This window comes from Paenibacillus sp. SAFN-117 (genome assembly GCF_051966115.1).
GTDB lineage: Bacteria > Bacillota > Bacilli > Paenibacillales > NBRC-103111 > Paenibacillus_L > Paenibacillus_L residui.
In genome coordinates, this window is record NZ_JBQCLK010000001.1 from 228,851 (window position 1) to 251,484 (window position 22,634).

Consider the following 22,634-nt stretch of genomic DNA (forward strand, 5'->3'; position numbering starts at 1 on the left):
GGTTAATCCATGTCAGGAGCTCATGACAAAAAAACCCTTGGTTATCCGGATAATCAAGGGAAGCAGGAAACTTTAGAACTTATCTACCATCAATTTCATTCCAAAATTCGCAAATATCTCTCTATGAAGGTTGAATCCGATAGGGCGGACGATTTAACACAGCAGGTATTTTTGAAAGCTACGGAGAAGTGGCCTTCTTTCCGAAAGGAATGCAGCCTATTTACTTGGCTTTTCAAAATCGCCCAAAACACGCTAAAGTCCATCTCTGAAGCCATTCGGCAGGGAAGCGTCCCTTCCTTTCAGGAATTGAATAATGACTCGTGGGATTTTGAAACGATGAAGGGATTTCAATTCTCTTATAAAATTATCGAATTCATCTCGAAGGAATACGGATTGATTAAACTGAATCAACTCATTAGGAATCCGGCCGGTTTCCAGGAAATCTTTCACTGCACAGAATCGGAATTTCATAACCGATGGGTACACTATTTAAAGCAGCAGCTTTCCCCTTAGTACTTGTAAAAGATCCTAACGAAATCTTTTCAAAGATGTCAAAAACACTAGTCCGCATGAAATGACGGGCTAGTGTTTTTTGTAGAGCGGTCGCTGCCGCCTAATCACAATATTACTATGAATCCTATGCTTCTTGATTCGATATGTATATCCGGTCATTCTCGTCAAACTCTTCCTTCGTGATCCCAAACAACAAATTGTCATAGTAACGGCCGTTCATATAGATGACCCTTCTCCTTAATCCTTCTTCCCTAAAGCCAAGTTTCCTGTGCAGCTTAATCGATGGCTCATTAATGTCTACGCAACTGGAGTTGCATTTTTGCAGCCTTAATTCATGGAATCCGTACCTTAAAATAATTCTAACCGCTTCTGAAGCATATCCTTGATTTCTGTACGCCCGGTTCGTTCCCAATCCAAAGCTGAAGGTGCCGTTCTTGTAGTCAATGGTATTCAGGTTGATCAGACCTGCGAGTTGGTTGGAATAAGTTTCTATCGCGAACATCTTTCTATAATCATCTTTAAAATGGTCGTATTTCTCCGACATTTCGCGCACATTGAAATCGTCCACCGGAAGCTGAATTCCCCACTCCATCAGCCTTATGCCGTCGCTGTCGGAGCTTTCCCTTCTCCAGTCCTCCCAATCGCTCGGCTGGGTAGGTCTAAGCCTGACCTTATAGCCTTGCCAAAAGTAACCGGTCACGGCAATCCCTCTTTCTTATGCATTTTCTCTAGTCCAGCTAAACCACAACGGAACAAGTGCCTGTGTTTCTTCCATTTTCAACTGCTTTAATATAGCCTTCGAAGTAGAACGGAATATGATCCTCTTTGCCATTGACTAATCTTCCCTTAACTTTGTCAAAAGCATAGATGGATACGGAAAACGACGGTTCGCCTGTAACCAGAACGGGCTGCTCTTTTTCTTTCATCCAATAGTATTTACCGCCGAAATTTCTTCTTGCTACCTCGAAAATATAGCATCCAACCATGGAAGACACGGAATTGAGAGTGTCCTCATCCAACTCATAATCACATACTTCTTCTAAAATTTGTTCTACTCCATGCAAGCTTTCCACACTATAATCAAAGTGACCTTTATCCGAAAAGTTGTTAGTAAAGCTTTCCGCAGTAGCCATAATATCATCTAACAAACTTGTTCCCATTCCTTGTCCTCCTATATTCTAAGCACTTACCATGCACAATTGGCTCGCCGGAGCACACTTTATGGGTCCTCATAAAAATTACAATCATATAGAATGCGCACTATCCATTAAGCGTTCTGAAAGCTGAAAATCATCTTATATCCGTCAAAAGTCGTCCCCACCGTTTCTTCGTATTGACCCTTGGTATAGTTAGATACCGTCTTTCGCCAAAACTTTTGACCTGCAATATTTTGGCTCTTCGCTATACTACATGGGAAAAACTACGTTTGAGAGGCATAATAGAGCGATTTGACATGGAGCCTCTGCGGGCATGAGTACTCGCGAAAGCCGCGAAGGGTAAGGAATTCGCGTTGCTAACCAGCTTATCATGCCCGCCTCTCCATATAAAATCGCTGTCTATTTACCCCACCCAGAGTAGCGAGGAAGCAATATTTTTTTCCGATGGATTCGTAAATAACTGCCAGCTTCCTCTGAATTTTTCAAACACTTGGACGGCAGCCTGTTCCGCCATACCCTTCCCTCTGGCTTCCTCTTTAGTCGTCAGCTTGACTTCAATTTTCATAGGACCCCTCTTATTAATCATAATAATCCTGTCCCCGGAAACCGTTAAAGGCAGACACGAGGCCGCACAGGCGGAGCCGGGCATCATCCACTCGATCTCTGCCGTAGGCGTCTAGGAAGCGTTCGGAATACCGGCCGCTTTGCAAATTAAATTGCAAAGACCAGAGCGCCCAGAAAAGATCATAGTGCCGATCACCGCTCCCTCCATAGCCAACATCCACATATCCGCTGAATTCAAACTCGTTTAATATCACATTAGGCAGGCAGTAATCGCCATGAATGACAACCCTGTCGTCACTTATGGAGTGATCTTCGAGCAAAAGCAGCTCCCTGTAGGCCTCGTCCCTGCTTTCATAGCCCATATAGCGAAGGAGACTCCGGTCTGCTTTCCCGTCCCGGTAATTTTCTTTGGCACGCTCGACCATCCTCTCCAAACCGTTATCCCGCGGGCAATCTTCTACCCCCATTGTATGTAATCGGACAAGACTTTCGGCAAAAACCTCACATAGCCGTTCCGGCTGCCCGAGATATTCCTCATCTGCGGCATCCTTCCCTTTAACCTGTTCAGTAACCAGATAATCGTGCCGGTCATCCTGAACATAGAGAAGCACCTTGGCACATAGACCAAGGCCGCTTAAATATCTCGTCATCACAGCCTCATGATGTAGCTCTCCCTTAGGTGTTATTTTCAGATATAAAACATCCTCCTGGTCCATGCGATAGACGGAGGCTCTTGATTTCTCCTTGATAACGGACACCTTGGAATCTACCGATAGATAGTGCCGTAACTCAACAGGCATCCTATCAAACGTATGCAGCAGGTTTGGCATCCTCTCATCTCCTCTTGCTTTCTTCTATGCAAATTGAGGCTCATGGGATCAGACTGCAGTTTCTGAAAACGCTAACCATTCTTTGTACAGGCACGGTATACTTCGACGGTCTGCTTCACAATGGCCACATGTTCACGTTCGTGTTCAACGAAGCGGCGCAGCATTTTCCGGGGAGTCCATATCTCTCTGGGTTTCTCTGCCTGAAATTCCCCTTGTCTCAACTCTGCAGGCAAAGACAGCAGTGTATCAACCGCCCGCTCCATCACCCAGCGCATGCTCTCCCACGTTTCCTCCGGCCAAGGCTCGGGAAGGATTTCGGCAACCTTGTCCCAGCCCAGAACCCGGGTCAAATACCAGCCATGACAATTCCTGACGTGGTGCAAATTTTGCCGGATCGTTCTTTTTCCAGAGGGCGGCTGCCAATCCCAAGCCGTCTCCGGCAACCCGGCTACCGTCTCCAGCAGCTCTCTTCTGGCATAACCGAGACGGCGAACGGCCGCAGCTATATCTTGATCCGTGACCGGAGTATAATCCGCTTCAAACAAACCGACGGCCGCTCCGGAAATTCGAAAATCAGGGATTTCATACTGCTCTCCTAATTGAACCGTAATTTCGTTAATGCCCGCAGGCGAGAGTACAGGTTCGCCATGACGGCTCAACCATTGTTGGAATTTAACAATTTCGGATGCTGCTTTACCCAGCACATTTTGCGGGGTGTCCGCCAGCCAAATGCATCCCGTTTCCGAAAGGCAGTGGCCCATCCAGGGTCCGCCCCTCCTCCCATCCATATCGATGCGGAAATGATTCATTCACCCGGCACCATCCTACTCAACAACCTTGAAATCAATTTCGGCCTTTATCCGATATTCTTCATTCTCTCGCCCAGCCTTATCCAATTCTATCCAAAATTCGGCAACACCGTCAACTACATAGTACCCGGCAGGAAACCCGCTGTCCCACAACTTCTTTGTGAAGGCGATGTATTGAGGGTCATCCTCCTGACCATATCCGCCGCTCCCCTTATAGTCCTCCCGGATGGGCTCTCCCTGCTTGAGAGTTGTGCTGACAAGCGGCTGCGGCATACTGTATTCAATGCTGTAGCCCCGGGTTTTCTCCGTCATCGGAAAATAGAATGGCGATGCCGCATGGTAAATCGTGACCTCTTCCTTATCGCCTACGTATTCCAGCTCCGCATACAGAACGACCGGTTCCCCCTCGCGATATTCCGGTTTTTCCGTAACAAGACGATAGACGAAATCCCCTTCCTTCACCTCGTCCTTCTGCCGATTGATCTCTTCATAGGGGTTCGGGGCCGACGACGGCCTGCGCTCTGTTTCTTCCGAAGACCGACACCCCGTTATGACCAGAAGCACAATAACAAATCCTGACAAAAATAGTCTTGTCATCCAACATCACCTCACCTATTACAACGTAAACTTTCCTACATAAGTTGCGGTGTAAATATAAGCTGGCGGCGGGTCCTACTCCGGAGCTTATCCTAAACGCGGTATGCTCGCCATTTTATACTCTCAAAGATGTGAGCTATTTTTTGAAATCCAAAGCCTTTGAAGAAGGGCAGCGCCATATTTGGAAATATTTAATGGAAGAATTTGATCTTCCGGCTCTGGGCACCCAATATCAAGCGCCTGTATTTTATATTCATGGCGAACAGGACTAGCAAACGCCCTATTCCTTGGCGAAACAATTCTTCCTCCATATTGAAGCGCCGCTCAAGCGGTTTTACTCTGTTCCGGACGCCGGACATGTGACGATGCTGGATCAGAAGGAGAAATTTAACGACGTGATATTGGATATCTTGGAACAAATCTAATCCCTGTAAGCTTTCAGCACGATAACCGCATTATGCCCGCCGAATCCGAAGGAATTGGACAGGCCGACCGTGAGATCGGCCTTCCGTGCCGCATTGGGGACGTAATCCAAATCGCAATCCGGATCTCGGGATTCCTGATTAATGGTAGGAGGGATAATCCCCTCCTGCAGAGTCTTCACCAGGGCTACGGCCGCAGCGCCCCCGGCTGCCCCCAGCATATGGCCGAGCATCGATTTGTTCGCCGTTACCGGAACGCGGGAAGCTTGTTCACCCAGCAGCTTGCGAATCGCCATCGTTTCCGCCTTGTCTCCCACTTCCGTGCTGGTAGCGTGTGCGCTGATGACATCCACCTCTTCCGGACTTATTCCCGCCTCCCGAATCGCCTGCTTCATGGCCCGGTAAGCTCCCCGGCCTTCCGGATCGGAGGCTACGATATGATAGGCATCCGAGGTGGCTCCATATCCGATGACCTCGGCATAAATTCGAGCCCCCCGACGCAGCGCATGCTCCAGGGACTCGAGGACAAGCACCCCCGCTCCTTCGGCGATCACAAATCCGTCGCGTTCGGCGTCGAACGGGCGGCTGGCTCGCGCCGGTTCGTCGTTCCGCCGGGACAACGCTGTGGCATTGGCAAAGCTCGCCAAGGAGATTTCCGTAACCGCCGCCTCCGTACCCCCGGCAATGATGACATCGGCCCCGCCGCTGCGGATCAGTCGGAAGGCCTCCCCGATCGCCGTATTGCCGATGGAGCAGGCGGTGACGGGAGATAACGCCGGGCCCAATGCCCCGTACTTGATGCTGATCTGAGCAGCCGCCATATTGGCTATCATCATGGGCACCAAAGTCGGGCTGATCCGCTCCGGCCCCCGCTCCAGCAGCAGCGCATCCTGCTCCATCAAGGTCTGAAGTCCGCCGATTCCGGACCCTACATATACCCCAAGCCGCTCCAAATCAAGCTGCTCCGGAGAAAGAGAGGCATCATTCCAGGCCTGCTCGGCGGCAGCCAAGGCATATTGGCAGAAGCGGTCCAGCCGGCGCGCTTCCCTGCGGCCAAACCGCGCATCCGCATCAAACCCCCGGACCAGCCCGGCAATTTTAACCTTATGCCCGGTCGTATCAAAAGTATCAATGACGCTTATCCCCGATTCGCCCCGGATGAGACGGGACCAGTACGTATCCACATCATTCCCGAGCGGCGAAATGATTCCCATTCCCGTAATGACCACTCTGTTCATCGTGTTTCCCCTCCAACGTTAGATTTGCTGATTAAATTACTAATATCTTTCCACAGCCTTTATCCTATTACAAGTTATAGATTATCCTAGTATAATAACTACTATAATATTGGGATGGCCGAGGAAAGGAGGACGATTCGTGAATCGTCAGACAAGACTGCAAGCCCTGTCCGCATTTCTTAAATCACAGCGTGCCAAGATCCTTCCGCAAGCCGCAGGCCTTCCTGCGGGTACCCGCAGAAGAACTCCCGGCCTTAGAAGAGAAGAGGTCGCTCAATTGGCCGGAGTCAGCACGACCTGGTATACCTGGCTGGAGCAGGGCCGGGATATTAAAGTGTCGGCATCGGTGCTGGACTGCATTGCGGCCGCTCTGCAATTGACCGTGGATGAACGCAAATATCTGTTTGCGCTAGCCTTGGAGACGGGACCGGGGGCTTCCGCCCGGTTGAAGGAAGAACTGCCTCAAATCAATGCGTCACTGAGACGAATTTTGCAGGAGCTGCGCTTCTGCCCGACCATTATTTCCGACCGGCGGTGCCAGATTGTCGGCTGGAATCCGGCCGCTTCCCATGTCTTTCTGGATTTTGAACAAATAGCTCCGGAAGAACGGAATATGATCCGATTGTTATTCACCAGGAAAGAATTCAGGAGACTGGCCGTCAATTGGGTGCATTTTGTGAGAGGCTTTCTGGCAATATTCCGCGCCTACTACGGTCAATATGTGGAGGATGAATGGTACGAACAATTTCTGGAGGAAATGAGGGGAGTCCATCCCGATTTCGACGGGTTATGGAGACAGAGCGAGGTGAGCTCGGCCCCGGAAGTAGTGATTGAATTCCGGCATGCGAAAGCGGGCAAGATGCTGTTCCATCTCACCTCTTTGCAGGTTCAGGGCAATGCCGATTTGCGCTGCAGCATCTATACGCCCGATCCTGAATCTCCGACAGAATACAAGCTGAAGAAACTGATGGATAGTCAATGAAAATTTTAGAAGCCGTCCGCTTCCATTTTGAGTCGTTCGAGCCCGTGTCCGAATCGGATAACAAAGTGTTGCAGAAATCTCAACAGCGAACAAAATGTTCCTTTGGTCGAATCGAAAGCGGATCGGCGGGCAGGACCGTAAAAGTCGCCCGGGCCGAACGGCTGGACAGGGTCCGCGGCGAGGAGACGAGCATGTTCCAACGGGGCAAGACTGCCCTGGCAAAGCCAATGCTGCAACTATCTGTTGAGGAAAAATCAACAAATTTGCTAAAATTGCAATCATTTTTGATGAGACAAGATGACTTTTCGACACATTCCCATATGATGTATTAAAAAAAGCTCCCAACGAAGCATCTTCGATGATGAATAACCCGGTTTTAGAGGTAGCTTTTTATGCCAACAGGAATCTTTGTTTACATCATATTAACGCTGTAAAGAACTTCAAGATTCCTATGTGGAAAAAAAACTTAAAGGAGTTTGTTGAAATGACATCATGGCTTATCATTGCGGCTTTAACCTTTTCGTCAAGCATTGATAATTTGGGTGTGGGACTGTCTTATGGCATACGCAATATTCGGATCAGCCTGCTGTCGAACCTGCTGATTGCCGTCATTTGTTTTCTCTTCAGCGTATGCGGCATTTATTTCGGACTGTGGATATCCCAAATTCTGCCCGGGATTCTTCCCGTAGTCCTCGGATCCTTCATCCTGGTCGTTATTGGAATCCGGATCATGCTGTTGGCCGTCCCCCGGAAAAATCAAAGCTCCAAGCACAAAGCGGAGGCCAAGGACCACGCCGCAGCCGTCCCTTCCCAAAGCATCGGCTTGGTTGAATCCATAGTGCTGGGCGTTGCCCTCTCCGCCAATGCCTTGACCAACGGAGTCGGCGCAGGCCTGCTCGGCTTCTCTCCGATTCTTATTTCTATATTGGCCGCAGTGGGCAGCTTCGTGACGGTCTGGGCCGGAGTCGCTTTTGGCGTAAAGCTGACTCACGTTCGCATCGGCCGGTTTACGATAGGACAGTTTGGAACGCTGATCAGCGGTTTTCTGCTGCTGCTGGTGGCATTCACCGCTCTTTTCAACTGACTAAGGGAGCTCTGGCTTACTGGGCTAAGCCGGCCTCTCACTCTGCTCATCATCCGTACCCCCCACGTGATTTCTATTGCCGACGATCTAACTGTATTTTATACAGGTAGATTCAAGGGAATGATAGAAAGTGATTAAAGTAAATGGAAAAACTACACTTAGAATCGGGGTTTTTGGCTGAAATCGCCCTTTTTCCACTAACTAGCTGTAGTTTTTCCAGTTAGTTTCCGGCTATCGCCCTTGATAGAGCAAACTAACTGTAGGAAATCCAGTTAGTTCCGGCTATCACCCTAGTTTTTCCAGTTAGTTTCCGGCTATCGCCCTTGATGGAGCAAACTAACTGTAGGAAATCCAGTTAGTTTCCATCTACCGCCCTTGATCGCCCTAGTTTTTTCCAGTTAGACCCCCATGTCTCGGACCGCGGCAACAGCAGATGATAAAAATAGACGGATTTTCAAGGCCGGACGTCCATGCCGCGTTCGCGGCATACACGCCTTATACCAAAAAAAACAGGCTTCCGCCATAAGCGAAGCCTGTTTTTTTGAATGTACTTTTTCATATCTTCTCTAATCTTTATCGAGGCAGTTCAATCGGAAGCTCCAGGTTCAGCGGAAGATAATCATCGACCCGATTCATCCCGATGTCATAGACATCTTGCTTGGGAGAAATGATGAGCGCTTCGTAGAAGTCGTCATCCAGTTCTCTGGCATACCCCGCATCGATCGGATTGCCGGCGGCACTCCATTTCCTCAGCTCGGGGTCATCCCATATAGCGACTTCCGCCGCGCTGAACCGAATGCCTAACCCGCTGCCGCCGGACGGCTCCTTCTTGATTTTCAAATGCAAATAGACGTCTTCATAATAGGCATCCGTTATGGTCAATGTTTTCCCCTTGAAAGAGACCTCCTTCGGGAAGGAATCGTTTGGAGAAATCGTAAACCTGGCGCTCGGCTCCCTTTCGGTCAGCAGGACTCCATTCAAATGAAGGGTAAGGCTCGTGACCGACTCGTCGAAATACGGTGAGGATGTGAAGACCAGCAGGTTTCCGTCCCCTCCCTGCCTATTTCTGGTGATATCGTGCGGGCTGTCATAGGACAGCGGATAAATGCCGCCTTTATTATCGGTCAGATACGGTTCGGACCTGCCAAATGCCAGGTAATAATTCGAGAAGTCCGGAATTTTCACATCGAGATACGTATCGGTCGGCGTAATCTTGATCCTCTCCAGCACAAGCTCCTGCAGATCCGGATCGTCGTTCACAGCGATCGGTTGATTCAGCGGAATGATCCGGTCCTCCAGCCAGTCCGTATGTCTAAAAGGAACCTTGATCTCCAAAGTATCCACCAAATTGGAGCGATTTCCCAAAACACCGATATGAAAAGCAAGCTCCTCCGGCTTCCGGTCCAGAAACTTCTTAACGTCCTCCGGCTTCAAATCTATCGTATTGAAAATAATCTGCGTCGGCTCCTTCGCCTCATCGTCGGACGGAATCACCACGCCGCCTCCTCTGCTCTGGTCAGAAAGATCGGGAGCGGTGACGAAATAGGAATAAGCGTTCTCATCCACAGCATAAGTGCCGTCTTCTCTGGCGGAAGAATGTTCTGTAAGATTGTTCGACTTGATAAACACTTTATAAGTAAGCTTGTCATTGCTTAAATACACGTCGGTGATGCTGACGGTTATATCGTCGAACTGCTTCACGACCGGTTCGAACGGGCTGTAATGATGGGCTTTCGCATTCCGGACTCCATCTTCCCCGGGAATGAGATCCAGCCATTTCGCCGCAATGGAAAACCCGGGGATATCTTTGATCCATTCGGCAAAGGTCGGCGAAGCGTGCATGGCCCCCAGTGAGGTAACCACCAATATCGCACAGGCGGCGGCCGCTTTGGGAAGCACCCTCCTTCTGGTCCGATGTGCCCGCGGTGCCCATTCCTTGCTTCTCTGCTCGTACTTCGCGGGAACTTCTTTGGCAAATTGAAGGAGAGAGTCAGGAACCGGAACTTCATCTATAGAATTTTGCAATTGTTGCTTAAATTGCTGTTCTTCCTTCCTGTCTAACATCCGATCACCTGCTTGGGATTTAATGGTGTGGCCAGGCGGCTCAGCTTCAATCTCGCATTATGCAGCCGTGATTTGACAGTCCCTTTCTTGATGCCCAGGGCATCCGCTATTTCGTCTATAGACAGCTCCTGGTAATAGTACAAGACGATGACGGAGCGGTGGTGAATATCCAAGGACATGATCGTATTCCACAGCTCGGACCCCAGTTCCTTCTGCAGAACCTCCTCCATTGGAGATGCCTGTTCGTCAGGAAGCTGGACCTCGTCAATATCTCCCGATCGGCTGGCCAGCCTGGACCTTTGCCTGGCCAGATCAAGGGAACGGCATGCCGCCAAATGATTGAACCAGCTTGTAAAATTTCTTATCTTCTTTCCATTCATAATGGCTTGATAAGCTTCCATAAGAGCATTTTGCATAGCATCCTCCGCCAAATGGCTGGAACGCAAAATAGCGGACGCCGTCCGGTAAGCACGCCCCAACAGCGGCTCTACCAGCTGGAAGAAGGCCTCCTTATCTCCATCGCGGCATTGCCCTACCAATCGCTCTATATTATCCATTTGCTTCACCTTCCAATTAGACCTGCTCTATATAGGCGAACCAAACGAAAGATCGGTTCATTCATTTTTCAAGTTTGGCTATATTTTTGCAAAATTTGAATCAAAGCTTCGGCAGTCATATAAGGCTCCCCCGCATTAATTCGGTATACAAGCTTATCTGTGGAGGAATTAATCCCTTCCCGGGTTGTAAAAAAGATGGGAATCCCGGCCTCCTCGGCTAATTCTACCGTCAAATCGGTATATTCGCCATAGGGAAAAGCTAACAGAGGCGTCTGCTCCCCGAGCTCATCGGCAATCCGCCGGTTCATAAACTCCAGATCACTCTTAATCCTTCGCTTGAACTCGTCATCGGTTTCCAACCTCTCTTTCTGTTCCAGGAACAGTTTATGAGTTAATGCCGATTCCACCCGATCGGTTCCCGTATTCGCCGTACGATGCAGGTTGTAGGTGTGGCTGTAAATTCCCATCCCATTCTGTTTCAGCTCCTTCATCTGTTCCCAAGTTAGATGGGGCTCCGCGTCCGGATAATAAGTGTCCGAATAAATTCCGATAATGAAATTGCTCGCCGTCACTCCGTGTTTTTGCAGAATGGGATATGCGTGAGTATAGAAATTTTCGTACCCGTCATCGAAAGTAATGACGACGGCATTGGCGGGGATCGGTTTCTGATTCAGGATGAACTCTACAAAATCCTCCATGGAGATAATCCGGTAGCCGTTATCTCTCATAGCCAGCAAATGAGCCTCAAACTGATCGGAACGGATCGTTGAGACTTCGTCCGCCGCTCCCCCTTCACCGGAATCGACCACATCATGATACAGCAGGACGATGGCCTGGTTTTCATACCAAATCGGGCCGACTTGCCGCATGGTCTCCGCCCTGCTCGCACAGGCTGTCACCGATAGTAAGACTAAAGTCAAGATCAGGATAACTATTCTTCGCATAATGGCCCCCTATAGATTTCTGGCTGTCAGAGTTTGATAATCTATAGGCGAACAGCACCCTCTGTCGGTTCAAAGCTTTAATAGGAATAAACGCATCCCGCCCCCATATCTTGTGAAAATAATCACGAATCCACGGGCGGTTTCGTAAAAATTCTCTCGCTGTGCTCCTTCACATTTTCCTTCGTCGTATAATGGCCAAGCTGTGGCGGGACGTAAACCGTTTCGTCTTGGAACATATAAGCCAGCATCATCCGGCCGACGCTGTTTCTATAATGCATGGAGTCGTAGAAATTTCTGGGGTCGGAGCTGATCGGCGTATAGCCCGAGAAATCCCAGAAGTCCGTTACTTCGGCGAGTGCGATCCAGTACTTCTTTAAATCCTCCAAAGAGTAGCTTGCCATCTCGGTATCGGAGGCGGCACCGGCCACGAAGGTGAAGCTGATCCCTCTTGCCTCGCAGTATTCCTTCATCCGCCTTAATGCCTTCACATTTTGATGCATGGCAGAGGCGTCAAGCCTCCCTATGGGAAGGGCATAATCGGGATGATTGGCCAGGAAGTCTTCGATGCTCCCCAGCTCTTCCGCATCCCTCTTCACTTTGTTATAAACTCCGTCCTCGGGCTTGATTTGGGTAAACTCGTCCGGATCTACGGCCCTTCTGGCCAAGCCCTCCAGCTTGGAGAGGCTGTATTTCGGATGAAGCGTTAAATAACGGAAATAAAATCCGGCGAGCGATTGTCCGGATACTTTGGCATGCAGGTTCTTCTTCGGATCGAAGCTCTCGGAATTGACATTATAGTGGCTGATTTCCTGCAAGCTCATATGAAGAACGATGTGCTTGACTTCGTAATGCTCCACGAGATAATAGAGGGTTTTCTCATAATCGTGGAAGTCCCCTCCGTACATCAGCATGCTGTAAAATTTCGCATCCCCGTAGTATTGATTCAGCAGTGCCGGGTCCAGCGAGCTTGATTTCGAGCCCCCGATAATATAAGAATCATAACGTTCATGATACTGATCCAGGTAGGCAATCTTGGCGATACGGGGATTATTCACCATATTATAAGAATGCCATCTCAACAGCTTGTCCCCGAACACGCCAAACGGGTCCACAGCATAATTGAAGAGACCGAGCAAGACGGCGGCAGCCAGCATAGCGCCGCTGAAGAGAACTGCCCACTTACGGAATGTCATGATCCCCACCTCAAAATTGGAAGTATAGAAAATCGGATACCTCTGTCATATGGAACAAAGCGAGCGTAAACAAAACCGCCGCCCAGACCGCATGCTTACGGCTCGGAACGAAGTTTTCCGTCATTTCTCTCGTATTTTTGGCAAACAAGGCGATGCCTATGGCTATGATCAGCAGAAGGATGGGATACAAGTTAAAGGCGGCAAAAGAAGCCAGCCGCATCCCCCCATCCGCAGCGTCCAAAATGTCCCGGAAGGAAAACAGCTTGCGGAAGATTTCCATGCTCTGAGTCAACCCGGTCGAGACGAATAATATTCTCGTTCCCACAACCCCGGCGAAGGTCAGCCCCCAGGCCAGCAGAAAAGGAAGGCGCAGCTTATTTCGGGTCATACAATGGGCGGCGCAAACGAAAATGCCGTTGATGAGCCCCCATAGGACAAAATGCCACCCCGCCCCATGCCAAATCCCCGAAACAAGGAAAGTCACGAGCACAGCCGTATAGAACCTTCCGCTTCCGGCCTCTTTCCGGTAGAGGCTGCGGAAGATGTAGTCGCCAAGAAATCTGGACAGCGTCATATGCCATTTCTGCCAATACTCCCGGAAATTTCTCGCTTTGTAGGGCGAGTCAAAGTTGTGCGGCAGCCGGATTCCGAATAACCATCCCAGGCCGATTGCCATATCCGCATAGCCCGATAAGTCGAAATAATACGACAGAGTGTAGCTGAGAACCGCCGTCCATCCCGTCGGCGCATCCGCTCCCGGCAGGTCGGCCAGGAAGCCTTCCGCATAGGCGGTTAACGGATCGGCCAGCACCAGCTTCTTGGCGCAGCCGATAGAGAACAGAAACATGCCCAGCATAACTTCAGCCTGGTTAAAGAACCGCCTCCTGTGCTGATTCAGTTGGGGAATAATTTCACCGTGATGAACGATCGGCCCGACGATCAATTGCGGGAAGAAAGTAATAAATACCAAATAATCGATGACCGAATGCTCCTCCACCTTGCCTCTATAGCAGTCCGCCAGATAAGCAATCAGTTGAAAAGTGAAGAAGGAAATGCCGAGCGGCAGAACTATGGACTTCAAGGCGAGCGATTCGCCGGTGAGTGCGTTAACATTTTCGATAAAAAAATTGGTGTATTTATAGTAGCCTAACAACGCCAGATTTTGAGCCAGCCCGATGGCGAGCAGAATTCGCTTGGACCGGTGCTGCTTATTGTCCGATACGTGCAGCCTGCGAATTCTGCTGCCCAGAACATAGTTGAAGAGAATGACCCCCGCAAACGACAGCACGAACTCGGGGCTTCCCTGGGCATAAAAGTAGAGGGAGACTGCCACCAGCCATAATTTGGACAAGGCATCCTTCTTCCAGAAGAGCAGCAGCCGGTAAACGAGCAAAGTCACGGGGAGAAATACAAATATGAAGCTGTAGGATGAAAAAATCATAGGAAAGACCCCTTAAACAAGGATAAACAGCTATCGCCGTCCTTTGGACAGGCGCGATGTAATAACCCCGGGTGTTGCCCGGAGACGTCTCTCATTATAGACGAGCAGCAGTTATGGCTGGTTCATCTGCGTTTCTTACGGTGACGGGTATTTTCATAGAATTTATGGAAGGAGATTAGGAATAAATGCCGATAGATGATAGATTTCCGGGGAGGGCCGATGGCCGGGAACGCTAGTAGTTGAAAATAATAGAAATTGAGAAATGCGCTTAGTGCGAAGGTCGTGCCAGATACGTATACATACAGCAAATACTTATTACAGACAAGTATAAAGGAGGGAGATGAAATACTAGATGATTAGCGGAACCTCTTAAACTATCGGCAGAAATGAGGTTAAACCTAATGAACGATTTAACGGTGCCCCTTACGATCATATCTTTTTTGCTAACGATCGCCTTTATCTTCTGGCGCCCTCAAGTGAACGAAGCCATTCCCGCGATGATCGGTGCGGTTCTTGTCTTCCTCAGCGGAAGCGTCTCTCTATCGGATCTGGGGACCATTACCGAAACTATAGGGGGAGCCGCCATCACCATCATGGCCACCATCGTGATGGCCATCGTGCTGGAAAGCTTCGGATTTTTCCATTGGGCGGCCGAAAACTTGGCTATCAAAGCCAAAGGATCAGGCATCCGGCTTTTTTGGTATACCAATCTGCTATGCTTCTTGATGACCTTGTTCGTCAACAACGACGGGAGCATTTTGATTACGACTCCCATTCTGTTAATGCTGCTCCATAACCTGGGTCTGAAAAACCACCAGAAAATTCCTTATCTCATCTCCGGAGCATTAATTGCAACAGCCTCCAGCGCACCTATAGGAGTCAGCAACATCGTCAATCTGATTGCCCTGAAAATCGTTGACATGGACCTCTACATGCATACCGCCATGATGTTCATTCCGGCTACGCTCGGACTTCTCCTGCTGACGACCCTGCTTTTTCTCAGCTTCTATCGGGTTCTTCCGCGCAGGCTGCCGAGGCCGGCTCCCGGATACTGGAGTTATGCCGGTTCCCCCGGTATGCACCCGCTCAAAGACGATAAACTCCTTATTCCGAAGGAAAAACGCACCCTGTTCATGCGTAACATTCTAATCTTCGTCTTTCTGGTAAGAATCGGCCTCTTTGTCGCCTCCTACTTCCACTTTCCGGTATCGTTAACGGCGGTCATCGGTTCGATTCTATTGCTGGGCTGGCGCTGGTACTTTCTTAAAGTGGCGCCCGTCGACATGATCAAGAAGACGCCCTGGTACATTTTGATCTTCGCATTCGGGATGTATGTCATTATTTATGGACTGCATAATATCGGATTGACCGATATGCTGATCCGGATTCTGCAGCCGCTTGTTTCCGGCAGCCTGCTTCACGCAAGCATTCTGATGGGAGGCTTGTTATCCGTTCTGTCCAATCTGTTCAACAACCACCCTGCCCTAATGGTAGGAACTCTGGCGCTGACCAATATGGATCTTGATCCTATTACTCTGAAAATCTCGTATTTGGCCAGTGTCATAGGCAGCGATATGGGTTCGCTGCTTCTGCCAATCGGGACGCTGGCTACACTCATGTGGATGCATATTTTGAGGAAAGGAAAAGTGAAAATAACGTGGGGGCAGTACTTGAAGGTGACTTATGCGGTTATCCCGTTCACCGTCCTGTTCACCCTGGTCCTTCTTGCTTACTGGGTGATCTGGTTATTTTAACTTTGCTGCCCGCGGTTCAATAAGGATAAAAAAGAAAAGCAGGCTCCCGCTAAGCGATAGCCTGCCTTTTTCATCTATTTTATCTATCTCTTCTTTTACTTTGTCGGGATAAATCTGGCTTGAGCGCTCGGCTCTTCAGCATGACAGCCGCCATCCCGGCCTCTATGTTCTATAATAAGGAACCGGGCTTCATAACCGCTTAACGAGCTCAGCCGTAAACTGCTCCAGAAGCCGCTCGTCCTCTTCGTCGAAACGGTTCTTAAGCGGGCTGTCAATATCCAGCACCCCGAGCAATTCCCCATCCTTGATCATAGGAATGACGATTTCCGAGCGGGAAGCGGCGTCGCAGGCGATGTGTCCAGGGAATTGTTCGACATCATCCACACGAACCGTCCGTCTCTGAAGAGCGGCCGTTCCACAGACCCCGCGCCCGAGAGGGATTCGCACACAAGCAGGCAGACCCTGAAAAGGGCCCAGCACCAGTTGATCTCCCTCCATAAGGTAAAATCCCACCCAGTTGATATCCTTAAGAAACTGCCCGAGCAAAGCCGAAGCGTTCGCCAGATTGGCGATCCGGCTGCTCTCGCCTTCTACAAGCGCAATAAGCTGAGCCGTTGCCAGTGCAAACTGCTCCTCCTTGCTTCCTTTATATTCCTGAAGCTGAAACATCACTGCCACCTGCTTTTTCGATAATGTCCATATATTATATCATTATTTCACCTCCTCCAATCAATTATGGGAGGAGGCTTGTTCTCCAATTTTTATCAAAAAAAGGGCTGCAGGAGATTCGTTCGGTTCGGGTGCGTGGTTGCAGCGCTCGGGCGGGACAATTCTCTTAGTATTATTACCTATCTTTCGGAGAAAATAGATTCCAGTCTACTACTTCGGGGGATAGAAGTCCAACCATAAGATAGAGTCACACCATACGATAAATCATAACTTTAGGGAGGTGTTTATATTGCTTATTCGTAAGCCAAAAAAAATATGCGGCAGAAGCAGTCTCTGCCGACCGAAGAAAACCGTTCATTGCTCAAGCAAAAAGAAGGCCGTGATTTGCCACTCGAAAAAAGAAAAGCGAATCGATCTTTGTCATCCGAAGAAGAGAATCGATCTCTGCCATCTGAAGAAAGAGAAGAAAATAGATCTTTGCCCTCCGAAGAAGCGTAAAAAAGTCGTCATCGTCAAGAAGGTAATTAAACGCGGGGTACCGGGGCCGCGGGGGCCGCAAGGACCGCAAGGAATTCCGGGACCCCAAGGAGTACCGGGGCCTCAGGGGCCGCAAGGACCCCAGGGACCTGCGGGAGGGATCGCTTCTTCCGCTTTCCTGTGCAGCACGGTGTCCCAAACCGTGGCACCTGCGCCGGCCCCCACAACTCAAGGCGGAGCCGTAACGTTCAATAACTCCGTTATCAATGGCCCGGCAATTACGTTCGCTGCTCCCTCCACTATTAACATCAATGAAACGGGTCTATACAACATCAGCTGGGAAGTCTTCCCGACCGCCGGTAACTCCGCATTCGGCTTGTTCTTCGATCCGGACGCGGCCGGCCCGACACCTGCCGCTCTAGTCCCTTGCAGCAACTACGGTGCAGGCTCCGGAAATCAGCCGTACCAAGGGCAGGTCGTTGCACAATTGACAGCCGGCGGCGTATTGACCTTGAACCGGATCGACAATATGGGAGTCCAGACTTTACAGGGTGCTATAGGTGGAGGAACGGCCACCGTAAGCGCGTCTATCGTTATCGAGAAAATAGCATAGATTCAAGAGTCTATCTGCTATCAAATCTTACAATCACTATACTATAGAAAATGCTAGCCGGTATTGTTTTGCTTGGACAAAATACTAATTTTTTCGCGGAACTAGACTATATTCGGAATAAAGAATACGAGAAACCCCGTCAATAATAATGAGACGGGGTTTTCTTTTATTTCAGGGAAGAGAATATTTGGTGAAATGCCTGCGTTAAATCGGTCATCTGACAGCGGTACTCCTCCATCCTCTTTTGAAGCTGAATCAGACCCTGTTTATTATTCCATAAAGTGATCATTTGATGTTCAATCCCCTCGCGTTCCCAGTCGGCCAAAGGTATAACCAGCTGCTGCCCGAGCAGATGCTGCAAATTGATTTCTTCCTGCCCCGGCAGGGTATGATAAACAAATATCGGTATTTGTTTGACCAGGCATTCGCTGACCGTTACCCCTCCCGGCTTCGTACAGACCGCATCGATTTGGTCATATAGAGAATTCATTTCTTCGCGGGATTCGATATAGGGCATCGCCACGATTTGAGGCCGCTTGAGGCCCCGGATGGCTTGATACAGCTCCCGGTTTTTGCCGCAAAGAACGATATAGTTCACCTTGTCCGATGTTCCGGCCGAAGCGAGAACGGAACGGATGACATCGGCCCCCGCTCCGAGATTGCCTCCGGTAACCAGTATCGTTAATCCAGAACCGGAATGATGCTTGCTGCGGGGAGTCATAAGCCGGGGGTGAACGGGAATGCCGGTAACGATAATTCGTTCGCTTGGCACTCCTCTGGCTTCCAGCCATTGCTTCGCCGGGAAGTCCGGAGCGAAATGATAGTCGATTTCCTCCCTCCCCCAAATATTATTGATAAAGTAATCCGTGTATACATTGGCTATCGGTATCGACAGCCTATTTCTTCGCTTCAGCTGTCCTAAAAGATAGGAAGGCAGCGAATGAGTGCAAACAATGAAATCGGGCCGACTGTCCTGTATTAATCTCTGCATAAAATGTAAAAATAATTGTTCGTACAAAAAATATCTTCTAAGCATCCTGTTGCCTTTCATACAGGTTTTGCGGTAAATCCAACTGTAAATATAGGGAGCGGAATGAATCCATTTCAGGTATATGGCGGAGACCAACTGCTCCACTTTGCCGTAGCTGTAACTTAGAATATCGACCTTCTCGCAGACGATCGACGGGTCGATTTGCCGAATATGCTCGATCATGGCATCGGCGGCTTGATGATGACCGGACGACAGGCTTAAAAAGGGAAGGAATAAAATTTTCTTAACCATCTGACAGCCCCCGTTGTCGAACTAACCCTGATTTTCATTAATATATACGGGATAACTGGCAATAATACAGGAAGTAAATTGAAGATTATGCGGAGTAAAAAAATGGAAATTACCGTGCTGACTTTTAATATTCATCATGGCATTGGAACGGATCGAAAACTGGATCTGGAAAGGATCGCCCGCATCATTGAACACTGCCAAGCGGATGTGGTTGCGCTGAATGAAGTGGACAAGCATTTTTCCCGGAGAAGCGGCTATGTCGATCAGTTGGGATGGCTGGCAGAACGGTTGGGAATGAACTCGGTTTTTGGCTATGCAATGAGCAGCAAGCCGGCTAGAAAAACAAGTCTCCTTCACTCCCGTCAATATGGCAATGCGCTTCTGTCCCGTTTTCCGATTATTGGGCATAAAAACTACATTTTTGCAAGCTCTGCCTTGAAATTGGAGGACCGGGCTCTTTTGGAAGCAAGCATTCTAATAAATGGCAGACCGATCGCTTTGTATGTCACTCACCTAAGCCTTATTCCTTTTGTCCAATGGAAACAAGCCCATATGATTCTTCAGCGGATGAAACAAGCGAACCTCCCCGCGATTTTATTGGGGGATTTCAATGCCAAGCCGCACTCCAGACTATGGAGGAAATTGACGAAGAGGCTGACCGATGCTTGTTATCAAGCTTCCGCCGTCCCATGTCCCACCTATCCGTCCCTTAGGCCGAAGGTTCAATTGGATTACATCTTCGTCAGCCATCATTTACATATTGTGTCAGCCGAAGTTATCCGCATGATGCCTGTCGCTTCGGACCACCTGCCGGTCAAGGCCGTTTTGAAAGTGCAGAACAGCATCGAAGAGGCAAATCATTCGGAGGGGGATAGAAGCTGAAGGCAGGGGGATTATCCGATTTCCGGGGATAGCAAACATAATATTTTTCTGTATTACACGGAGAAAAGCAGATTAATAGGAAGGGTGGGGGTGCCGTTTGAAAAAAGTGATCGTCCTGTTAGTGGATTCTCTGATGCCGGATACATTGGAGGATTGTATCCGGCATAGAACCGCGCCGGCACTTCAGTTTCTAATATCGAGGGGAAGGTACTGGCCGAATTGCGTAACGGTCTTCCCGACCATGACCGCATCGGTCGACAGTTCCCTGCTTACCGGAGTCTACCCCGATGTTCACCGGGTACCCGGACTGATCTGGTACAGCCCGGAGGAAGAAGCGATCGTCAATTACATCAACGGTTGGAAGTGTGTCCGCAAGCTGGGAATTACCCGCTGTGCACAGAATGTTCTGTACAGCTTGAACGAGAAGCATCTGAGCAAGCAAACCACCACTTTGTTCGAAGAACTGGATAAATTGGGCGTATCTTCCGCCTCCATTAACGCCATGGTTCACCGGGGAAGCCGGAAGCACAAGATCCGGCTTCCGTTTCTGGTTCATCTCGCTACCGGATTTCGCTTCCGCCAGGACATATCCGGACCCGATATCCTCACTCTCGGCGCCATGGCCGATACGAAGATCGAACGGCATATTCCGGCCCGTTTGAGAAGAGGCGGACAATTATACGGAATCAACGATTCGTATGCGGTAAGCGTTCTTAAGCATTTGATCCAATCGGGGGAGCAGCCGGATTTTACGCTTGCCTATCTCCCGGATAACGATCATAGGGTCCATAAATCCAATCCTGCCCATGCCGAAAGCTCGTTGATTCAGGTGGATAAGCATATCCAAAGTCTTCTGGATACTTTCGGCCCCTGGGATCGGGCATTGGAGCAGAATATTATTATTATCATCAGTGATCACGGACAGACGCGCATCGGCCGCGGCAAGCAGTTCAACATCGATCTGGATCGGCTGCTTCATTCCTTTCGTGTTCTTCAACTGGGGGAACATGTGGCCGGCCATGAGTTAATTGTCTGCAATAATGAACGAATGGCCTATATTTATCCTTTAAAACCAGCCATCGAACCCGAAGTGATAGAGAAGCTGGTCGGGGAGGCCCGTATCGATCTTATTGCCTGGAAAGAAGCCGATGGAGTCCGGGTCAAGGAAGGAGGGTCCGGAAGAGAGGTTTATTTCGCCAGAAGCGGGCCTTACATGGACATGTATCAATCGGCCTGGGACATTATTGGCGAATGGGAGGTGCTGGATTTACGTACGGAGGGTAGCCGGATCCATTATGGGGATTATCCGGATGTGCTCTCCAGACTATACGGAGCCTTATATTCCCAAGACATCCCGATGATCGTCATTACGGCACGGCCGCGGTATGAATTTAAGAGCCGCCATCATCCTACTCATTTAAACGGAGGAAGCCACGGCTCTCTGCATAAATATGATTCATTCATCCCCCTGATCGTGGCGGGTACGCTGCATCCGGTCAAGGAGCCTCCACGGCTGGTGGATCTGAAGCATTTTGTAATGGAGCTGTTCGGGCACAAAGTTGCGGCACCATGAATTACCGCTGTCCATCTCCTTCTTCCCATTCTATACTTGATATATAGAAAGGGGTTAGTATAATGGGACAATTCTTAATTATAGGAGGGGTTGTGCTCGCCCTGGGTTGGCTTCTGTACAAAGCTAATGTAAACACGCGGCAGGTAGCCGTCAACCGGGTTGACCTGAACAAAACATTGAACAATAATCGGAGCGGGAACGGTCTGGATATCCATGTGCTGCATATATCCGACATGCATTTGGAGAATATCTCCATTTCCCCGGAACAATTATACGATAAGCTGAAAGATGAGCCTATCGATCTTATTGCCCTCACCGGGGATTTTCTCGATCGGAAACGAACGATTCCCAGATTGATTCCCTACCTCAAGATTTTAAATAAATTAAAGGCCCCTTATGGAATGTACGCTGTATTCGGCAATCACGATTACGTTCTTAAAGGGGAGCATTTCGACGCGTTGCAAAGAACATTGGAGCAATACGGTTGCAGAACGCTGCAAAATGAGAGCGAAACCCTGGATATCAACGGCGAACTGGTGAATATTATCGGAATTGATGACTTCAGCACGAAGCGGAGTCAAATAGCCGAATCCTACAGAGGAATAAGCAGCGGCTATCGGCTCGTTCTCACCCACGATCCGAATATCGTTCTGCATATGAAAAATTTCCATTTCGATTATTTGCTTTCCGGACATTTTCACGGGGGGCAAATTCATTGGCCCAAGCCTTATCATCTGGTCAAAATGGGTGAGCTGGTCCGGATGAACATGATTAAAGGTCTGCATGTTTACGATGGCAAGCCCTTTTATATTAGTGAAGGATTAGGTCAGACCGGAGTTAATATCCGGGTGGGGAGCCGGCCGGAAATTACGCTTCACCGGCTGTCTCTGCCCGAATCAGACCTTTCCCTTACGCAGGAGAAAGCCCGGGCTATTTAGAGGTTCGCTTGCAAGGATCAACGGCTATCGCCGTCCTTTGGACAGGCGCGT

The 22,634-nt window shown here is 49.3% G+C and carries 25 protein-coding genes; 11 read left to right on the forward strand and 14 right to left on the reverse strand.

Annotated elements, in window-relative coordinates:
• The first annotated feature begins 9 nt into the window (after window positions 1–9).
• On the forward strand, window positions 10–513 hold the full coding sequence (locus tag ACTHRH_RS00975; RefSeq protein ID WP_150959221.1) for an RNA polymerase sigma factor: 504 nt from the start codon (window positions 10–12) through the stop codon (window positions 511–513).
• Window positions 514–637: 124 nt separating this feature from the next.
• Here the strand turns inward: ACTHRH_RS00975 and ACTHRH_RS00980 are convergent, their stop codons facing one another.
• The 6 genes from ACTHRH_RS00980 to ACTHRH_RS01005 form a co-directional block, all read right to left on the reverse strand.
• Window positions 638–1,213, reverse strand: coding sequence for a GNAT family N-acetyltransferase (locus ACTHRH_RS00980; RefSeq protein WP_191964282.1), 576 nt, complete (start codon window positions 1,211–1,213; stop codon window positions 638–640).
• A 37-nt stretch (window positions 1,214–1,250) separates the two neighbouring features.
• Complete coding sequence (locus ACTHRH_RS00985; RefSeq protein ID WP_144938495.1) at window positions 1,251–1,673, reverse strand: hypothetical protein; 423 nt, start codon at window positions 1,671–1,673, stop codon at window positions 1,251–1,253.
• Window positions 1,674–2,073: 400 nt separating this feature from the next.
• On the reverse strand, window positions 2,074–2,235 hold the full coding sequence (locus tag ACTHRH_RS00990; RefSeq protein ID WP_440413637.1) for a hypothetical protein: 162 nt from the start codon (window positions 2,233–2,235) through the stop codon (window positions 2,074–2,076).
• Between the two features lie 13 nt (window positions 2,236–2,248).
• Window positions 2,249–3,064: an aminoglycoside 3'-phosphotransferase gene (locus tag ACTHRH_RS00995; protein ID WP_379290466.1), complete on the reverse strand. Its 816-nt coding sequence runs from the start codon at window positions 3,062–3,064 to the stop codon at window positions 2,249–2,251.
• Window positions 3,065–3,135: 71 nt separating this feature from the next.
• Complete coding sequence (locus ACTHRH_RS01000; protein ID WP_379290464.1) at window positions 3,136–3,873, reverse strand: DinB family protein; 738 nt, start codon at window positions 3,871–3,873, stop codon at window positions 3,136–3,138.
• A 15-nt stretch (window positions 3,874–3,888) separates the two neighbouring features.
• Window positions 3,889–4,470 (reverse strand): hypothetical protein, encoded by a 582-nt coding sequence (locus tag ACTHRH_RS01005; RefSeq protein ID WP_379290462.1) that lies wholly within the window; start codon window positions 4,468–4,470, stop codon window positions 3,889–3,891.
• A 143-nt stretch (window positions 4,471–4,613) separates the two neighbouring features.
• Here ACTHRH_RS01005 and ACTHRH_RS01010 point away from each other — a divergent pair, with 143 nt between their 5' ends.
• The gene (locus tag ACTHRH_RS01010; protein ID WP_440413639.1) at window positions 4,614–4,742 is read left to right on the forward strand and encodes a hypothetical protein; all 129 of its coding nucleotides are present in this window, start codon (window positions 4,614–4,616) and stop codon (window positions 4,740–4,742) included.
• Between the two features lie 15 nt (window positions 4,743–4,757).
• Complete coding sequence (locus ACTHRH_RS01015) at window positions 4,758–4,895, forward strand: alpha/beta fold hydrolase (protein WP_440413641.1); 138 nt, start codon at window positions 4,758–4,760, stop codon at window positions 4,893–4,895.
• On the opposite strand, the gene fabF is transcribed toward ACTHRH_RS01015, so the two are convergent.
• On the reverse strand, window positions 4,892–6,130 hold the full coding sequence (fabF, locus tag ACTHRH_RS01020; RefSeq protein ID WP_440413643.1) for a beta-ketoacyl-ACP synthase II: 1,239 nt from the start codon (window positions 6,128–6,130) through the stop codon (window positions 4,892–4,894). The two genes, ACTHRH_RS01015 and fabF, sit on opposite strands and share 4 nt — an antisense overlap.
• A 139-nt stretch (window positions 6,131–6,269) precedes the next feature.
• Between fabF and ACTHRH_RS01025 the strand changes: the two genes are divergently transcribed.
• From ACTHRH_RS01025 to ytaF, 3 genes are all read left to right on the forward strand, one after another.
• On the forward strand, window positions 6,270–7,112 hold the full coding sequence (locus tag ACTHRH_RS01025; protein ID WP_144938479.1) for a helix-turn-helix transcriptional regulator: 843 nt from the start codon (window positions 6,270–6,272) through the stop codon (window positions 7,110–7,112).
• Window positions 7,109–7,444 carry a hypothetical protein gene (locus ACTHRH_RS01030; protein WP_440413646.1) on the forward strand — a complete coding sequence of 112 codons (336 nt, stop codon included), beginning with the start codon at window positions 7,109–7,111 and terminating at the stop codon, window positions 7,442–7,444. Before ACTHRH_RS01025 ends, ACTHRH_RS01030 begins: the two co-directional genes overlap by 4 nt.
• A 152-nt stretch (window positions 7,445–7,596) precedes the next feature.
• The gene (ytaF, locus tag ACTHRH_RS01035; protein WP_144938476.1) at window positions 7,597–8,196 is read left to right on the forward strand and encodes a sporulation membrane protein YtaF; all 600 of its coding nucleotides are present in this window, start codon (window positions 7,597–7,599) and stop codon (window positions 8,194–8,196) included.
• Window positions 8,197–8,769: 573 nt separating this feature from the next.
• On the opposite strand, the gene ACTHRH_RS01040 is transcribed toward ytaF, so the two are convergent.
• The 5 genes from ACTHRH_RS01040 to ACTHRH_RS01060 all read right to left on the reverse strand — a co-directional run bounded on the left by ACTHRH_RS01040 (window position 8,770) and on the right by ACTHRH_RS01060 (window position 14,395).
• A complete protein-coding gene (locus ACTHRH_RS01040; protein WP_144938473.1) occupies window positions 8,770–10,260 on the reverse strand; it encodes a DUF4179 domain-containing protein in 1,491 nt (496 codons plus the stop codon).
• Entirely contained in the window at window positions 10,254–10,817 is a 564-nt protein-coding gene (locus tag ACTHRH_RS01045; protein ID WP_144938470.1) for an RNA polymerase sigma factor, read from the reverse strand. Before ACTHRH_RS01045 ends, ACTHRH_RS01040 begins: the two co-directional genes overlap by 7 nt.
• A gap of 68 nt (window positions 10,818–10,885) precedes the next feature.
• Window positions 10,886–11,761 carry a polysaccharide deacetylase family protein gene (locus tag ACTHRH_RS01050; RefSeq protein ID WP_379290451.1) on the reverse strand — a complete coding sequence of 292 codons (876 nt, stop codon included), beginning with the start codon at window positions 11,759–11,761 and terminating at the stop codon, window positions 10,886–10,888.
• Between the two features lie 122 nt (window positions 11,762–11,883).
• The gene (locus ACTHRH_RS01055; protein ID WP_144938464.1) at window positions 11,884–12,954 is read right to left on the reverse strand and encodes a hypothetical protein; all 1,071 of its coding nucleotides are present in this window, start codon (window positions 12,952–12,954) and stop codon (window positions 11,884–11,886) included.
• Window positions 12,955–12,964: 10 nt separating this feature from the next.
• On the reverse strand, window positions 12,965–14,395 hold the full coding sequence (locus tag ACTHRH_RS01060) for an MBOAT family O-acyltransferase (RefSeq protein ID WP_379290449.1): 1,431 nt from the start codon (window positions 14,393–14,395) through the stop codon (window positions 12,965–12,967).
• Between the two features lie 401 nt (window positions 14,396–14,796).
• On the opposite strand from ACTHRH_RS01060, the gene ACTHRH_RS01065 reads away from it, so the two are divergent.
• Complete coding sequence (locus tag ACTHRH_RS01065) at window positions 14,797–16,149, forward strand: arsenic transporter (RefSeq protein WP_144938458.1); 1,353 nt, start codon at window positions 14,797–14,799, stop codon at window positions 16,147–16,149.
• Window positions 16,150–16,338: 189 nt separating this feature from the next.
• Here the strand turns inward: ACTHRH_RS01065 and ACTHRH_RS01070 are convergent, their stop codons facing one another.
• Window positions 16,339–16,818 (reverse strand): GAF domain-containing protein, encoded by a 480-nt coding sequence (locus ACTHRH_RS01070; RefSeq protein WP_144938456.1) that lies wholly within the window; start codon window positions 16,816–16,818, stop codon window positions 16,339–16,341.
• Between the two features lie 289 nt (window positions 16,819–17,107).
• Between ACTHRH_RS01070 and ACTHRH_RS01075 the strand changes: the two genes are divergently transcribed.
• Window positions 17,108–17,908 (forward strand): collagen-like protein, encoded by an 801-nt coding sequence (locus tag ACTHRH_RS01075; protein ID WP_225312494.1) that lies wholly within the window; start codon window positions 17,108–17,110, stop codon window positions 17,906–17,908.
• A gap of 166 nt (window positions 17,909–18,074) precedes the next feature.
• Here ACTHRH_RS01075 and ACTHRH_RS01080 read toward each other — a convergent pair whose 3' ends face one another.
• A complete protein-coding gene (locus ACTHRH_RS01080) occupies window positions 18,075–19,190 on the reverse strand; it encodes an MGDG synthase family glycosyltransferase (protein WP_144938453.1) in 1,116 nt (371 codons plus the stop codon).
• A gap of 87 nt (window positions 19,191–19,277) precedes the next feature.
• On the opposite strand from ACTHRH_RS01080, the gene ACTHRH_RS01085 reads away from it, so the two are divergent.
• The 3 genes from ACTHRH_RS01085 to ACTHRH_RS01095 all read left to right on the forward strand — a co-directional run bounded on the left by ACTHRH_RS01085 (window position 19,278) and on the right by ACTHRH_RS01095 (window position 22,583).
• Window positions 19,278–20,072: an endonuclease/exonuclease/phosphatase family protein gene (locus tag ACTHRH_RS01085; RefSeq protein WP_440413652.1), complete on the forward strand. Its 795-nt coding sequence runs from the start codon at window positions 19,278–19,280 to the stop codon at window positions 20,070–20,072.
• A gap of 106 nt (window positions 20,073–20,178) precedes the next feature.
• The gene (locus ACTHRH_RS01090) at window positions 20,179–21,645 is read left to right on the forward strand and encodes an alkaline phosphatase family protein (protein WP_440413842.1); all 1,467 of its coding nucleotides are present in this window, start codon (window positions 20,179–20,181) and stop codon (window positions 21,643–21,645) included.
• Window positions 21,646–21,707: 62 nt separating this feature from the next.
• Window positions 21,708–22,583, forward strand: coding sequence for a metallophosphoesterase (locus tag ACTHRH_RS01095; RefSeq protein WP_144938444.1), 876 nt, complete (start codon window positions 21,708–21,710; stop codon window positions 22,581–22,583).
• Window positions 22,584–22,634: the final 51 nt, after the last annotated feature.

What these genes read in the sequence shown, in the direction of transcription:
- ACTHRH_RS00975 (WP_150959221.1), top strand. Translation starts at nt 10, where the DNA reads ATGTCAGGAGCTCATGACAAAAAAACCCTTGGTTATCCGGATAATCAA.
- ACTHRH_RS00985 (WP_144938495.1), bottom strand. Translation starts at nt 1,673, where the DNA reads ATGGGAACAAGTTTGTTAGATGATATTATGGCTACTGCGGAAAGCTTT.
- ACTHRH_RS00990 (WP_440413637.1), bottom strand. Translation starts at nt 2,235, where the DNA reads ATGAAAATTGAAGTCAAGCTGACGACTAAAGAGGAAGCCAGAGGGAAG.
- ACTHRH_RS00995 (WP_379290466.1), bottom strand. Translation starts at nt 3,064, where the DNA reads ATGCCAAACCTGCTGCATACGTTTGATAGGATGCCTGTTGAGTTACGG.
- ACTHRH_RS01000 (WP_379290464.1), bottom strand. Translation starts at nt 3,873, where the DNA reads ATGAATCATTTCCGCATCGATATGGATGGGAGGAGGGGCGGACCCTGG.
- ACTHRH_RS01005 (WP_379290462.1), bottom strand. Translation starts at nt 4,470, where the DNA reads ATGACAAGACTATTTTTGTCAGGATTTGTTATTGTGCTTCTGGTCATA.
- fabF (WP_440413643.1), bottom strand. Translation starts at nt 6,130, where the DNA reads ATGAACAGAGTGGTCATTACGGGAATGGGAATCATTTCGCCGCTCGGG.
- ACTHRH_RS01030 (WP_440413646.1), top strand. Translation starts at nt 7,109, where the DNA reads ATGAAAATTTTAGAAGCCGTCCGCTTCCATTTTGAGTCGTTCGAGCCC.
- ytaF (WP_144938476.1), top strand. Translation starts at nt 7,597, where the DNA reads ATGACATCATGGCTTATCATTGCGGCTTTAACCTTTTCGTCAAGCATT.
- ACTHRH_RS01040 (WP_144938473.1), bottom strand. Translation starts at nt 10,260, where the DNA reads ATGTTAGACAGGAAGGAAGAACAGCAATTTAAGCAACAATTGCAAAAT.
- ACTHRH_RS01045 (WP_144938470.1), bottom strand. Translation starts at nt 10,817, where the DNA reads ATGGATAATATAGAGCGATTGGTAGGGCAATGCCGCGATGGAGATAAG.
- ACTHRH_RS01050 (WP_379290451.1), bottom strand. Translation starts at nt 11,761, where the DNA reads ATGCGAAGAATAGTTATCCTGATCTTGACTTTAGTCTTACTATCGGTG.
- ACTHRH_RS01055 (WP_144938464.1), bottom strand. Translation starts at nt 12,954, where the DNA reads ATGACATTCCGTAAGTGGGCAGTTCTCTTCAGCGGCGCTATGCTGGCT.
- ACTHRH_RS01060 (WP_379290449.1), bottom strand. Translation starts at nt 14,395, where the DNA reads ATGATTTTTTCATCCTACAGCTTCATATTTGTATTTCTCCCCGTGACT.
- ACTHRH_RS01065 (WP_144938458.1), top strand. Translation starts at nt 14,797, where the DNA reads ATGAACGATTTAACGGTGCCCCTTACGATCATATCTTTTTTGCTAACG.
- ACTHRH_RS01070 (WP_144938456.1), bottom strand. Translation starts at nt 16,818, where the DNA reads ATGTTTCAGCTTCAGGAATATAAAGGAAGCAAGGAGGAGCAGTTTGCA.
- ACTHRH_RS01080 (WP_144938453.1), bottom strand. Translation starts at nt 19,190, where the DNA reads ATGGTTAAGAAAATTTTATTCCTTCCCTTTTTAAGCCTGTCGTCCGGT.
- ACTHRH_RS01085 (WP_440413652.1), top strand. Translation starts at nt 19,278, where the DNA reads ATGCGGAGTAAAAAAATGGAAATTACCGTGCTGACTTTTAATATTCAT.
- ACTHRH_RS01095 (WP_144938444.1), top strand. Translation starts at nt 21,708, where the DNA reads ATGGGACAATTCTTAATTATAGGAGGGGTTGTGCTCGCCCTGGGTTGG.